A 12,207-nucleotide genomic window follows, 5' to 3' on the forward strand; every position below is an offset into this window, starting at 1 on the left:
CCTGAGCTGCTGGCAGGGAAGTCGAGATGAGTGAAACTAACGGGCCGGCCGAGTTGCCGGTCTACTCGATCGCCGAGGCATTCGTGAAGCGATCCGGAATGTATATCGGGCAGCCCGTCACGTTCGAGCGAGTGCACACGTTCCTGCTCGGTTTCGAAACGGCGATGTTGTACGTTCGCGACGAGCTCGCGCGCGATCGCAATGCGTTTCAGCCCGTGGGCGTGCTCGGTCAGTTCCGGGAGCAGCTGCGATCCGAGGGGCGGCTCAGGTGGGACTCCTGGTCCCTGACGATCGTGGCGGAAGCGATCGGCTGGACTGGCGACGAGCCTCCGGCGATCGACGATCTGACCGAAGAGCAGCACCTCGAGGCAGTCCGGGACCTTCTCCCGTTGCTCGAGAAGGTCTTTGCCCTCCCCGCGGAGCTTGTCACCTCGCTCCGTGACTCCGCCTGAGAAGGGTAGGCACCCCACCGCTGTCGGTGTGTCGTCCCGCCCATCGAGTTCGAGAACGCGTTCTATGCTGTGCGGCGATGATCAACCTGACCGCCACCGTCCCGCTTGGACCGCTGACAGAACTTGTCGGACGATCCCTCTCGGCGACTGGGAGATGGGTCAACTCATCCGGTAGCGCCTACCTGTCATATCCATCACTCAGAGGATCCTGACCCGGACGAACGATCGCAGTCGCTCGAGGGCAAAGGACCCGTGCGGATGTCGCGCGTCACACCTCGACCTCGAACGGCAACTTTCGCAGTGTCGTCGCGGAAATCCCGGTGCTCTTGTACATCCGGGCGTGGGCGTACTGGATCTCCGGCAGCAGATCGATGCGGCCGATCGCCTCCAGCATGATCTCGTCGGCCTGACCGGTGAGATGACGCAGTTCGGGGATCGCGTACCCGCCCACGTACTTCCCGGAGTTGAGATCCCAGGAGCGCACGGCCGGCAGCGCCTCCTCGATCCTCTCGCCGAGCTCCACCAGAGCATCGAACGTGTCCTGCCCGTAAGCGTGCGGGGAGAATGGGATCTGCGACATCGTGCCCTTGGTGACGTTGAAGCAGTCGCCCGTGAACGTCCACCACAGGAACGCCAGCCGCGACGCCGCGATCGCGCTGGCCGCGAGCTGGTCCTTCCGGTTCTGAACGAACAGCTTCCCCTCGTTGAGGGGCACCGTGGCGTGCGTGGTCTTGTCGTAGGTGACCGGCGGCACCGTGTACGTGCTCAGGAAGTACGTGGCGGTCTTCTTGAAACCGACGGAGTAGTCGCTCACACGGACAAGCGGCGTCGAGGAGATCGTGCCCTTCGCAAGCAGCGTGTCGATCAGCTCGAACATCGCGTCGCTGCTGGCGCGCATCCAGTTCGGGGTCCGCGAGCCGGCGGGCCGAAGCGAATACCGCAGTGTCGCCATCAGATGCGGACGGAACGCCTCGATCCAGCTGTGGGTGAGCGTCGTGTGCAGCTCGGAGACGCTGCCATACCCGGCGGCGGTGATGATCGTGCTGCGCACCTTCACCTGGAACAGGGCAGCCGGGCGTTCCTGGAAGGTGCTCACCCAGATCGCATCGAACCGCCGCTCGTAGAACTTCCGCAGTGACTCGTCGCGATCGGCGAACTGGCTGCGGATGGGAACGATCAGGCTGAGCCGGCCATCCGGGCGCGTGATCTGCGCCGAGCGCTCGCAGCAGGAGGCGTAGATGTCGTCGACGTTGTCTGTCTCGAAGCCGGTGATGCGGTAGCTGAGCTCGCGCCGGTTGACGTAGGGTGGGTTGCCGATGACGACGTCGAAGCCGCCCTGATTGGGGTGTGACACGTCGCCCCGCACCGGCAAGAAGCGCGGCCCGTACAATGTCCAGCGCATCGAAAAACACCCCGCGACCTTCCGACTACCTCCGGACGTCTTCGAGTACATCAACCAGGCACGCGACGAAGCCGCGGCCCGTGGTGATCGCCTCACCAAAGACGAAGCGATCACCATGGCAGTCCGCGCGTTCTGGGGCGGCAAGCGCCAGCGCCGCCGCTGATCACCACACCGACATAACCGACGAAAAGAACTCTGGAGGCATCTGATGAGCCGTCGATCTATGCTCGAGCAGGAAACCGATCCGCTACACCCCGCGCGGATGCTACCGCGCACCTGAGACGAACGCGCGGTCCTTCACCGAGGATGGCTACATCTCGACATGATCAACCGAGGCAGCGAGAAGATTTCGTGCGAAGAGGTGGAGGACCTCGTCTACCGCTATGACAGCTTCGATCTAGCGGCCGCCGTCGCGATGCTCGACCCCGTGTTCAGCGAGCGGGTATGCGTCTACGTGAGTCTCAAGGAGGGCGGCCCGCTCGGGCTCGAACGGATCCGCGCCGCCATGGAGTCCGCCGGGGTGGCTAAGCATAAGCACCCCGAGCGGCTGATCGCCGTCGACGACATGCCCCTCACCAAGGTAGGCAAGATTGACAAGAGGGAGCGGAGAGGGCTTTGCCCGCCGCGACAGCGCCTAATGGGGCAGACGCTCAGCGCCCGCGCCGCCACGCGAGCCAGTGGCGGATGCTCTCCTCGAGCGCGTGCAATAGAGGCAACATCACCCAGATGACGCACGCGACGGTCAGTGGCGTCGTACATAGGATCTGGAGGTACGGCGGCAGGCCGGTCAGGAGCGGAGCGATGAAGTAGGCGTTGAACATGGCAGGCGGTACCAGCGCGATCCACACTAAAATCGCCGTCCACCACCGCGGGCGCGCGGGACCGGCCGTCGGGATTGCACCGGTGAGGGCGTCCGGAGTCAGTGGACGGGCCTGCCCGATCGTGAGCGGCACGGCCTGTTGCAGGTGCGCCTGCCGCTCCTTACTGTCCTCCCACCGGATGAGGTCATGGGGGGAAGCGAACGTGATCTCGACGACAACCTGGCGCCGGTGCCGTTCCGAGACTCGGACCTTCGACTCCCGGTAGCCGGGGAACGACTGGGCCCGGCCGGTGAAACCATGCGCCCACTCGGTGAGATCGTCCAGCCGCCCGGGGACGGCTGTGCGCGCCACCCGAGCCGTGACCGTGAGGTTATCTGGTTGCATGGTGTCCTCCCGGGGCAGAGGAAGCCCCGTCTCCCAGCGTATTGCGCCGATGACGCGGCACTGAACAGCTTCCGACCATCGGGGTCCGGATCAATAGCGCGAAATAGTGCTCTTCCGAGCAGTGGAGTGTCACCGCCACTGCCGCCTCACGCAGGATGGAAAGTTGAAAGACCTGGATCGACGGGGAGGTCATTTGCACGAGGCGTTTCGCTTGCTGCGGGAAGAAAGGCTCAAACGAGGCCGATACCATCGCCGAGCGACGGTGTATCACCCGGACGTAGAAGAGGTCGACCAGCTCTACGGTGTCCGGCTTCAGCTGGAGTCCTTAGGCGCGCGCCGGACGGTGGACGGATGCTGCGCTCCGAGATCGGCGCTTCGCGCGAGTACGGGACGCTAATGGATGCGGCGCTGGCAGTCGGTGACATGGGCGCCTGGCTGGTGGCGCACCACGCGTTCCTCCGCTGCTGCGTCGCGCGTGCAGACATCCCGTTGGGGCGGGTAGTGGACTCCTACCCGGAACGCTGCTTACACATCTATCAGTTGTGGCACCCGCAGTCGTTCGCCATCGCTCATCGCGAGTACGAGGCCGTCCTCGAGTCGATCGTCAGGCGTCCGACGCCCAGGGGATCGATCTGTCGCCGCTGGCGACCCACGAGTTCGCCTTCGACGATGCCGCCGCCGCCTTCGAGCAGTCCCGCGACGCGTCCAGCAGCCTGAAGGTCCTGCTCCGACCGTAGAGCGCCTGGGCCGTCGGGGCCGTCACAGGGAGCCACGCGGGCGGCGTGGGGTGGCACGGGCTGCAGTGGCACCGCGGAGACGATCCTCCCGCCTGTCGGGTCGGCATCGGAGCGCGCGGTGCAGGAGGAGCGCGCCCACGTTGCAAGTAAGCTTTCTGCCGTGCAGAATCGACAGCTCGGGTCGCCGGGCGATCCACCCCAGTATCCGATCGAGTCGGTCGACAACGCGCTGAAGCTGATCCTGCTGCTGGGTGAGGAGCACGAGCTGCGGCTCACGGACGCCGGTGCCCTCCTCGGGGTGGCGACCTCGACCGCGCACCGACTTCTCGCGATGCTGGCATGGCGCGGCTTCGTGCGGCAGAACCCGGTGACCAAGGCTTACGGCCCTGGCCCGGCGCTGACGACGGTGGCCTTCTCGGTGCTGCGCAGGATGGATGTCCCGAGACTGGCGCAGCCGATCCTCGAGGACCTCAGCGCCGCCCTCGGTGAGACCTGCCACCTGGGCACGCTCGAGGGCAACCATGTCCGATTCTTCGCCGTTGCCGAGCCCGATGTGGCCGTGCGCGTGGTTTCGAGACTGGGCAAGACCCTGCCGGCGCATTGCACCTCGACCGGCAAGGCGCTGCTTGCCGAGCTGAGCGACGAGCAGCTCTTCCGGCTGTACCCGGACGAGCAGCTCGAGATCGTCACACCGAACTCCATACGTTCCCGAGACGAACTCGTCGCCGAACTGGTTCGGACACGACTGGACGGTTATGCCGTGAATCGGCAGGAAAGCGAGGACGGCGTGGCGAGCGTCGCGGTCCCGGTCCACGTCTCGTCGGGACTGCGACTGGCGATCAACGCCTCCGCGCCCGTGCAGCGGTTACCGCCGGGCAAGGTCAAGTCCCTAGCGCGGTCACTGCAGGACGCCGCGATCCGCCTCGCCGAACTGTTGGGGTGAACCGGCCCGGGTCGTCGTAGCGCCCATGGATGCGCTGCGCACGCGAACACGCCGCTGATGAGCGTGGCTGCGGGAGCGACCGACCCGCCGCCGTGGGCCTCAGTGCCCGTTGGCCGGATCGTCCGGGTCGCGGGCGGCTTCTTCGCCTTGATCCAGCCCACTCAGCGTCGCCATATCCTCCGAGCTGAGCGTGAAATCGAAGACGTCGATGTTCTGCGCGAGATGCTTCTCATCGCCGGCGCGCGGGACGGGAACGATCCCTTCCTCGATGTGCCAGCGCAGTAGGACCTGTGCGGGCGACTTGTCATACTTCGACGCGATCGCGGTCACCGCGGGATCGGACAGCAGGGCTCCTCCGCGTCCGAGCGGGCTCCACGCCTCGGTCAGGATGCCGTGAGCGCGCTGGAAGCTGCGCTGTTCGACACGGGCGATGTCGACGCTGAGCTGGATCTGATCGACGTCGGGGACGACACCGGTCGCGTCGACGACGCGCTGAAGGTGGTGAGACTTGAAGTTGGAGACGCCGATCGCCTTCACTCGTCCCTCTTCGAGCAGTCTCACCAGACCCTTCCACGCTTCGACGTATCGGTCGAGGGCCGGAACCGGCCAATGGATCAGGAACAGATCGAGGTAGTCGACGCGAAGGGTCTTCAGCGATCGGTCGTACGCGCGCTGCACTCCCTCGACGCTGTGGTCCTCCTTGTTGAACTTGCTCGTGATGAAGACCTCGTCACGAGGGATGCCCGATGCACGCAGACCGGCACCGACGGCCTCCTCATTCGCGTACTTGTACGCCGTATCGAACAGGCGGTAACCGTAGCCGACCGCCTTCTCGACCATCGTTGCGCACTCGTCTCCCGTGAGTGGCCACGTGCCCACCCCGATTCGCGGGATGCGGTGACCGTGCAGGAGGGGGAGGGTGGTGTCGTCAGCTCTCATCGGGCGGCCGCCTTCGCCGGAGCCGTGCTCGAGGGCTCGAGGAGGGCGCGCAGCCGATGTATCAGCTCGTCCGCCTTCGCTCGCGAGGCGACCGAGCGGCGGGCGTCGACGAGGGCACGCGGCCAGTTCACGATGACGGCACCTTCGGCCTGCCCTTGGCTCTCGCCGTACACGACGGCGAAGCGGTCCTGCGCAGGGTCGCCCACCATCGTCCAGTGATCAGATCCGGTATGCCCGACGATCTGGATCTTCCAGTCGTACTGGTCGCTCCAGACATACTCGGTCGTGTCGTAGTCCTCGCAATCATCAGGGTGGACGATGTTGTGTGCGACGACGCGAGCCTGATCAACGGCATTGGTCCAATGTTCGAGGCGCAGCGAGACGTTGCGCGACGCACTCGCCCAACGTGCGATATCGCCGACGGCAAAGATCTCAGGATGCCCGATGGCCCGCAGCCCAGAGTCGCAGGTCACCCCGTTGTCGAGTTCGATGCCGGAACCCTCGAGCCACTCTGTGTTGACCACAGCTCCGATACCGACGAGAGCTGCATCGGCCTCGATGATCTCGCCGCCATCGAGCACCACGCGCACCCCGTCTGCCGTCTGTTCGACGCCTTCGACTGTCCTTCCGAAGTACTCCTCGACGCCCTCCTGGGCATACTTGCGGCTGAAGATCTGGCCGACTTCGGCATTGAGCACCCGCGACATCGGCGCCGGGAACGGGTCAACCATGCTGACCCGTACGCCCGCCGTGATCGCCGTTGCGGCAGCCTCCCCCCCGATGAAGCCTGCGCCGATGACCACAAGGTGCCGCGCTGTGGCCAGCTCATCCCGCAAGCGCTCGGCATCGCCGCTGGTACGCAGCAAGTGAATATGCTCACCTTCACCCCACGGAGAGCGACGGGCGCGTGACCCGGTGGCGATCACGAGTGTGTCGTATGAGACGGCTGTACCGTCCTCGAGCGTCACAACCTGGCCTTCGAGGTTGAGGGATGCCGCGGGCGTGCCGAAGATTGAGATGGCTCCGATCCCCCGCGTCTCGTGCTCGGAGAGAAGCTCGATCTCGTGTCGCGCCGTCTCACCGGTGAGGTACTTCTTCGAGAGCGGAGGTTTGTCGTAGGTGGGATGGCGTTCCTGGTCAATCAGGACGATCTCGCCCTCGAATCCCTCGCTTCGAAGGGCTTGGGCGGTCTTGAGCCCACCAACAGAGGCGCCGACGATGACGACCCGCGACACGTCAGTCCTCCACAACCAAGGCGGAGACGGGGCAGCTGCGCGCCGCCTCCTCTACTCGCTTGCGGTCACTGTCGGGCAGGTCCTCGCGCAGAACGATCACTAGGGCGTCGTCATCTAGGTCGAAGTAGTCGCCCGCGGCGACAACGCAATTGGCGTAGCCCTGGCAGGCGCTGCGGTCGGCGATGATCCGTGCCATCGGTCTCTCCTTTTCTACTGCGGTCGCATTTCGGGAAACATCGGCTGGTCAGGCCGCGCGATCATCTCGGAGAACGTCTGCGTGGTCTGCCAGGTCAGGGCCTCGAGTTCCATGGGGTCGATCGCGATCCACTGGCCAGTTTTCGGGGCGTCGATCAGTAGCCTCGTGCCGTTGTGAGTTTCCACGCGGCGCACTTCGATCTCCGAAAACTCGTTGGCGATGACGAGCGGCTCTCCGACGGTGCGGGCAATAAGACGCTCGCGCTCCGCCGCCGCAGCCGCCGCGGCATCACGATCGACGTCGGCACCCTCCCAGTCGAGGCCGCTCACAGGAAGATCGCCAGGTTCTGGGTGCGGAGCACCGACTCGTCCACCATGATCACCCGACGTGCCAACTGCAGGTCGTCACCGACGCGACGCAATACGTCCTCGCGGTGAGCGGAGATGATTGACGGCTCGTTGACGTCTCCCCGGCTGCGGAACAGCAGGACGGCGGAGTCGACGATGAGCTCGTCCTCGACCGAGGACAGGAACACGCGCACGTTCGTCACGTAGTGACGCAGGCGTGAGGGAGGGTCCTCCGTCCAAGCGTGTTCAGTCAGGAATCGCGCGACCCGGCGGCTGAGCGAGTACTTATTCTCGTCCCAGTGCGACATCCCCCTCGCCGTCGTGAAGGAAGACCCGAGAGCCGTCGTCTGACGCACCGGCATGATGTAGTGAATATCCTCTGTAAGCGTCTCAAGCCAGTGCTCGTACCGTTGCTCGTCGAGGGTGTAAGCCTCTTCAATCAACCAACGATGCGCCTCGAGATGCAGTTCGTCGGAGAACAGTAGGGACCGCCCGACTCGATCGGCGCGCGTGGCGTGGGCGCCGAGAGGCGATTGCTCGGATATCTGGACACCGGTCTCGGTGTTCATCATGCGGGTGCCTCCCCGTTGTTGGTGATGCCTGTACCGATGCTCGCGACCTGCACCTCGACTTCGTCATCGGTGTCGAGGTAGTCGGCCCAGCGATCGAGCAGATGACGCTGGTTGTACTCGCCGTAACCAACGTGCGCGACGCCTGGACCGGCGAACTGTTCAGGCGTCAGCGCAGCGACGACCGGAGTGTCGTCTTTGAGAGTCCCCATCCGACTGTTGAGCAGGAGCCGTCGAGCCATCGAACCCTTGGCAGTCGTGGTCAGCGAGACCCAGTTCTCGACATCGTCCTGCTCGAACATTCCCGTGCTACCGAAGCACATAAGGTAGGCCTTGTACGAGAGCTCCTTGAACTCCTCCGGCGCCTCGGCATCGACCGCGAACCAGGAGTAGACCTCCGTCTCGTTCTCGCTAATGGGCTGCCACGAACGGATCGAGATGAAGGGCAGCACGTCGTCCCCGTCCTCCACCTTCGGCCAGTTGTGCACGAAACTCATGTTCGGGAAGAGCGATGCCGCTGAGATCATAAACCCGTCACGGCCAATCACATCGAGCTGCTCAGGCGACCATTGCTCCTTCATCCGCTCGATCATCGCGTCGGGATATCCGACGTAGCGCAGCCGCTCCTCGAGGCTGCCCGGCGGGAGCTTGTAGGTCGTGCCGCCGCCGTTGCCGGCCCAGTACGTGTTGCCGTCCTTGCGCTTCTCCGCCTTCGGCTCACGGAACAACCCGATCTCGACGACCGAGGTGTGGGTCTGGGGCGTGTGATACATGTCGCCGGCGAAGTTCTCGGCGCCGATCTTCCAGTTCGCGTTGACGCGCCACCGCTGCGGGCCACGCAGCTCGATGCCCTTGGCGCTCTGCCCGGTGTAGTAGTCGAGGTAGAACGCGAAGTCGCCGATGTATTCCCGCAGGGTCGGCGCGTTCGGGTCCATGCTGATGAAGATCAGACCGTTGTATGTGTCCAGGTTCGGCGCCGGGAGCAGTCGTGCACCCTTCTTGTTGAACCCTGCCTCACCCCCGTAGGCCTCCTCGTGGAACGGGAGGCCCATAATCCGGCCGTCGTTGCGGTATGACCACCCGTGGTAGGGGCAACGGAAGTGGGAGGCGTTGCCGACCTCGGCGCGGCACACCTGCATCCCGCGGTGCAGGCACATGTTGAAGTGCGCCCGAATCTCACCACTCTCATCGCGCACGACGATAAACGAGTCGTCGAGCACATGCCGCACCACGTAGTCACCGGGCTGAGGGATCTCGGATTCATGTCCGACGAAAATCCACGCGCGGCTGAAGAGCTTGCTCTTCTCCTGCTCGAAGATCTCCTCGTCGTTATAGATGTGCGCCGGGATCATGCCGCGCCGCACGTCCTCGAAGATCGTCGTCTTGCTCGCCATTGGGTCGCTGCTTCCTGATGTCAGAGTCCTATTCCGCGCCTTGAAGATGATGTCGGTCGAGACCGGTTTTCTTTAAGACAGAATCTGATTCTGCTAGATTTTCCAGGAATTCGCAATCGGAGATCACGCCTCGAAGGAGAAGTGGATGATGAACGACTACGTCGACGAACGCATGCTCGTCGCCAATGCTTGCCGCGTGCTCGCGGTCCGGGGGCTCGTGGACGACATCCTCGGGCACGTCAGCCTGCGGGTCGACGACGACACCGTCCTCATCCGAGCCCGCGGACCGCAGGAGCGGGGGCTGCGGTTCACCACCGCCGACGACATCCTCGCCGTGCCCCTTGAGGGATCGTTCGAGCTCGCCGGCGGGTACCGGGCGCCGAACGAGCTGTCTCTGCATCTTGAGCTGCTGCGCCGCAATCCTGCGGCTCGATCCGTCGTCCACGCGCATCCGCCGGCTGTCGTCGCGTTCTCGCTGACCGGACGGACGTTGCTACCGATTGTCGGTGCCTTCAACATCCCCGCTATGCGGATGGCGCGCGGCGGCATCCCCGCGCACCCCTCGTCTGCGCTGATCCGCAACCACGCACGCGCGACGGCCATGGCGGACGATTTCGGCACGCGGCCGGTCGGCATCCTGCGCGGTCACGGCCTCACGGCCGTCGGCGAGAGCGTCCCGCAGGCCGTCATCCGCGCGATCAATGTCGACAGCCTGGCTCGCGTGCACCTCGCCGTTCTGCAGGCAGGGGCCGAGCCTATGCCGATCGATGACGACGATCTCGCCGACCTGCCCGACCTGGGTGACGCATTCAACGACGGGCATCTCTGGCGATTCCTGCTGCAGGAACTTGCTGAGCAACGGCTCCTGCTGTAGTCGGGCCATCACAGATGTCCGGAGCCCGGGTCGCGATCAGCTGCACCATCCTCACCGCCGCGGGCGTACATTTGGACCGAGCCACTCCGTCACCAGGGTGAGTACCGCATCGCTGTTCGACTCCTGCATCAGCATGTGGCCGTTGCCAGCCACGTTCGCTGCCGTCAACGCGACGAACCTGACATCGCCGCCTCGCTCGGCGAGCCAGTCTGCAGTCGCGCGGTCCGACTCGATCGGATGATCGGTGTCGTGGGTACCGACCATCACGAGGGTCGGTAGGCCGTCCAACTCCCTGTCGCCGATATGGACCTGCGCACCGCGGACGTTCTGCCGCTCGAGGAGGAGCCCGGCTGGGATTGGCGCCAGCTGTGAACGGAGCTCGTCCAGGTGACCGGGTGGGAACTGCTCGCTTGCACCGACCAGCTTCGCCTCGATGAACTCTGGTCCGGGATGCCACCAGCCGCGACGGGGAAGCCTCCAGGTGAGCGGGCGTCCCTGGACGACGATGTGATCGGCGTCCTCTTCCAGCACGGCGGGCTCGGGCTGGATGTCCCCGGGGGGAGCGGGTGCCAGCGCGACTAGGGCGATCAGTGAATCCCGATGGTGGAAAGCGACCCGATAGCCGAAAGCGGCGGACATGGAGTGGACCACGAGGACGACCGGGCCGCCGAGCGCAGCGATTAGCTCGACGATCGCGCCGGCGACCGCCGCCCCATCCAGCCGCGTGTCGGGGTCCCATGCGCCGCCAGCCGACAACCCAGGCCACGTCATCACGACCGCGCGGTATCCGGCTTCGGCGAGACGGGGTGCCCACCCGGGTCGCCCGCCGATCGCTCGACTCCAGCCATCGGGGCCCACCCCCCGCCGTGAACGAGCAGCACCGTCGCACGGGCGGGGCCGCCGGGCAGCCATTCGGCGTAAGCGACGGTCCCAGCGGAAGTCGCGAAAGAGCGAAACGTCGTCACGACATGACGGAGACGATGGCTGCTGCCAGTTCCACAGGGCGCGTCAACATTGCCTGGTGGCTCCCCGGCGAGCTCGCGGTCGTGGGGTTCGTGAGCCGGTCTGCTGATGCGCGGTACAACTCCTGCGGCACAGCCCGATCCTCTTGCAGGAAGATGTAGCCGCTCGGCACGTCACCGGTGCCGGCCGTCCGAAGACGGATCGGCTCGTCGAGCCAACCGCCAGGCGACGGCACCAGACGAGGCTCGACCTGCGCGTGAAGCTCCTCCGATCCGTCCTGCAAGAAAGCCGTCATGAATAGCTGCGGCGGGATCGGCACGCTCTGGTCGGGCGAGGACGCGGCTGTGCCACGGGCGAAATTCGCCAACTCGGCGGGGAGGATCGCATTGATCGACTCGCCGTCGGCGAGTACCCACGCGTCGATGAAGATCGCCTGCTCCACCTGCTCCGGCATCGCCTCAGCTACGAGTTGGATGAGCGGGCCGCCGCCACTGTGGCCGACTACGACGAACCGGTCCCACCCCTTGTCGGCGATCCGGCCGATGAGATTGTCCGCCATGGTCGAGAGCGTGACACCTGCACGGTCGTCGTTGTCACCGTGACCCTGCAAGGTTGGGGCCCATACCTCGTGGCCTGCCTTCGTGAGCTCAGCGACAACGCCGTCCCACGCCCAACCACCCTGCCAACCTCCATGAACCAAGACGATGCGCATTCTGGAACTCCTTTGTTCACCGACGGCGGGTTCCGTCGGATGGAATCCCACTCTACCTAGCAGAATCTGTGCAGAACAACAGTCCTGTTCAATCCCTTCAGAAAGGGTCATTCGTACTCGTCGAGCTTCCGGAGGACGGTCTATCTGAGCGGCGTCTCACGGAGGTCCTGCAGCATGATCGCCCGGTTCAGGGGCGAGATGCATTGCGGGACCTCTCTGGCCAGCGTGACCGCCACTGC

Annotated in this window: 15 protein-coding genes; 5 read left to right on the forward strand and 10 right to left on the reverse strand. The window is 65.0% G+C overall.

Annotated features, from left to right (window positions below; translation table 11 throughout):
- Nucleotides 1–26 precede the first annotated feature (26 nt).
- The gene (locus IZR02_RS17485; RefSeq protein ID WP_005050749.1) at nt 27–452 is read left to right on the forward strand and encodes a hypothetical protein; all 426 of its coding nucleotides are present in this window, start codon (nt 27–29) and stop codon (nt 450–452) included.
- A 268-nt stretch (nt 453–720) separates the two neighbouring features.
- On the opposite strand, the gene IZR02_RS17490 is transcribed toward IZR02_RS17485, so the two are convergent.
- A complete protein-coding gene (locus IZR02_RS17490; RefSeq protein WP_005050747.1) occupies nt 721–1,854 on the reverse strand; it encodes an SAM-dependent methyltransferase in 1,134 nt (377 codons plus the stop codon).
- Between the two features lie 415 nt (nt 1,855–2,269).
- Between IZR02_RS17490 and IZR02_RS18115 the strand changes: the two genes are divergently transcribed.
- Nucleotides 2,270–2,584: a hypothetical protein gene (locus tag IZR02_RS18115; protein ID WP_135012834.1), complete on the forward strand. Its 315-nt coding sequence runs from the start codon at nt 2,270–2,272 to the stop codon at nt 2,582–2,584.
- On the opposite strand, the gene IZR02_RS17500 is transcribed toward IZR02_RS18115, so the two are convergent.
- Complete coding sequence (locus tag IZR02_RS17500; protein ID WP_005050743.1) at nt 2,505–3,059, reverse strand: hypothetical protein; 555 nt, start codon at nt 3,057–3,059, stop codon at nt 2,505–2,507. The genes IZR02_RS18115 and IZR02_RS17500 overlap by 80 nt on opposite strands.
- A gap of 351 nt (nt 3,060–3,410) precedes the next feature.
- On the opposite strand from IZR02_RS17500, the gene IZR02_RS17505 reads away from it, so the two are divergent.
- Nucleotides 3,411–3,776, forward strand: coding sequence for a hypothetical protein (locus IZR02_RS17505; protein ID WP_062633834.1), 366 nt, complete (start codon nt 3,411–3,413; stop codon nt 3,774–3,776).
- 138 nt (nt 3,777–3,914) lie between these two features.
- A complete protein-coding gene (locus IZR02_RS17510) occupies nt 3,915–4,739 on the forward strand; it encodes an IclR family transcriptional regulator (protein ID WP_438803952.1) in 825 nt (274 codons plus the stop codon).
- Between the two features lie 99 nt (nt 4,740–4,838).
- Here IZR02_RS17510 and IZR02_RS17515 read toward each other — a convergent pair whose 3' ends face one another.
- Genes IZR02_RS17515 through IZR02_RS17540 form a run of 6 tightly spaced genes read right to left on the reverse strand, consistent with a single transcriptional unit; the run spans nt 4,839 to nt 9,419 of the window.
- Entirely contained in the window at nt 4,839–5,678 is an 840-nt protein-coding gene (locus IZR02_RS17515) for an aldo/keto reductase (protein ID WP_005050739.1), read from the reverse strand.
- A complete protein-coding gene (locus IZR02_RS17520) occupies nt 5,675–6,913 on the reverse strand; it encodes an NAD(P)/FAD-dependent oxidoreductase (RefSeq protein WP_005050737.1) in 1,239 nt (412 codons plus the stop codon). Before IZR02_RS17520 ends, IZR02_RS17515 begins: the two co-directional genes overlap by 4 nt.
- A 1-nt stretch (nt 6,914) precedes the next feature.
- On the reverse strand, nt 6,915–7,109 hold the full coding sequence (locus IZR02_RS17525; protein WP_005050734.1) for a ferredoxin: 195 nt from the start codon (nt 7,107–7,109) through the stop codon (nt 6,915–6,917).
- A gap of 14 nt (nt 7,110–7,123) precedes the next feature.
- The gene (locus IZR02_RS17530) at nt 7,124–7,438 is read right to left on the reverse strand and encodes a hypothetical protein (protein WP_005050731.1); all 315 of its coding nucleotides are present in this window, start codon (nt 7,436–7,438) and stop codon (nt 7,124–7,126) included.
- The gene (locus IZR02_RS17535; protein WP_005050730.1) at nt 7,435–8,028 is read right to left on the reverse strand and encodes a 3-phenylpropionate/cinnamic acid dioxygenase subunit beta; all 594 of its coding nucleotides are present in this window, start codon (nt 8,026–8,028) and stop codon (nt 7,435–7,437) included. The genes IZR02_RS17530 and IZR02_RS17535 overlap by 4 nt, the downstream gene beginning before the upstream one ends.
- Complete coding sequence (locus IZR02_RS17540; protein WP_005050729.1) at nt 8,025–9,419, reverse strand: aromatic-ring-hydroxylating dioxygenase subunit alpha; 1,395 nt, start codon at nt 9,417–9,419, stop codon at nt 8,025–8,027. The genes IZR02_RS17535 and IZR02_RS17540 overlap by 4 nt, the downstream gene beginning before the upstream one ends.
- Before the next feature lie 145 nt (nt 9,420–9,564).
- Between IZR02_RS17540 and IZR02_RS17545 the strand changes: the two genes are divergently transcribed.
- Nucleotides 9,565–10,293, forward strand: a complete 729-nt coding sequence (locus IZR02_RS17545) for a class II aldolase/adducin family protein (RefSeq protein ID WP_005050727.1) — start codon at nt 9,565–9,567, stop codon at nt 10,291–10,293.
- Nucleotides 10,294–10,344: 51 nt separating this feature from the next.
- On the opposite strand, the gene IZR02_RS17550 is transcribed toward IZR02_RS17545, so the two are convergent.
- Entirely contained in the window at nt 10,345–11,205 is an 861-nt protein-coding gene (locus IZR02_RS17550) for an alpha/beta fold hydrolase (RefSeq protein ID WP_302183171.1), read from the reverse strand.
- 49 nt (nt 11,206–11,254) lie between these two features.
- On the reverse strand, nt 11,255–11,968 hold the full coding sequence (locus tag IZR02_RS17555) for an alpha/beta fold hydrolase (protein ID WP_005050723.1): 714 nt from the start codon (nt 11,966–11,968) through the stop codon (nt 11,255–11,257).
- Nucleotides 11,969–12,207: the final 239 nt, after the last annotated feature.

Source organism: Microbacterium paraoxydans, from assembly GCF_019056515.1.
Taxonomy (GTDB): domain Bacteria; phylum Actinomycetota; class Actinomycetes; order Actinomycetales; family Microbacteriaceae; genus Microbacterium.

What these genes read in the sequence shown, in the direction of transcription:
- IZR02_RS17485 (WP_005050749.1), top strand. Translation starts at nt 27, where the DNA reads ATGAGTGAAACTAACGGGCCGGCCGAGTTGCCGGTCTACTCGATCGCC.
- IZR02_RS17490 (WP_005050747.1), bottom strand. Translation starts at nt 1,854, where the DNA reads ATGCGCTGGACATTGTACGGGCCGCGCTTCTTGCCGGTGCGGGGCGAC.
- IZR02_RS18115 (WP_135012834.1), top strand. Translation starts at nt 2,270, where the DNA reads ATGCTCGACCCCGTGTTCAGCGAGCGGGTATGCGTCTACGTGAGTCTC.
- IZR02_RS17500 (WP_005050743.1), bottom strand. Translation starts at nt 3,059, where the DNA reads ATGCAACCAGATAACCTCACGGTCACGGCTCGGGTGGCGCGCACAGCC.
- IZR02_RS17505 (WP_062633834.1), top strand. Translation starts at nt 3,411, where the DNA reads ATGCTGCGCTCCGAGATCGGCGCTTCGCGCGAGTACGGGACGCTAATG.
- IZR02_RS17515 (WP_005050739.1), bottom strand. Translation starts at nt 5,678, where the DNA reads ATGAGAGCTGACGACACCACCCTCCCCCTCCTGCACGGTCACCGCATC.
- IZR02_RS17525 (WP_005050734.1), bottom strand. Translation starts at nt 7,109, where the DNA reads ATGGCACGGATCATCGCCGACCGCAGCGCCTGCCAGGGCTACGCCAAT.
- IZR02_RS17535 (WP_005050730.1), bottom strand. Translation starts at nt 8,028, where the DNA reads ATGATGAACACCGAGACCGGTGTCCAGATATCCGAGCAATCGCCTCTC.
- IZR02_RS17540 (WP_005050729.1), bottom strand. Translation starts at nt 9,419, where the DNA reads ATGGCGAGCAAGACGACGATCTTCGAGGACGTGCGGCGCGGCATGATC.
- IZR02_RS17545 (WP_005050727.1), top strand. Translation starts at nt 9,565, where the DNA reads ATGATGAACGACTACGTCGACGAACGCATGCTCGTCGCCAATGCTTGC.
- IZR02_RS17550 (WP_302183171.1), bottom strand. Translation starts at nt 11,205, where the DNA reads ATGGCTGCCCGGCGGCCCCGCCCGTGCGACGGTGCTGCTCGTTCACGG.
- IZR02_RS17555 (WP_005050723.1), bottom strand. Translation starts at nt 11,968, where the DNA reads ATGCGCATCGTCTTGGTTCATGGAGGTTGGCAGGGTGGTTGGGCGTGG.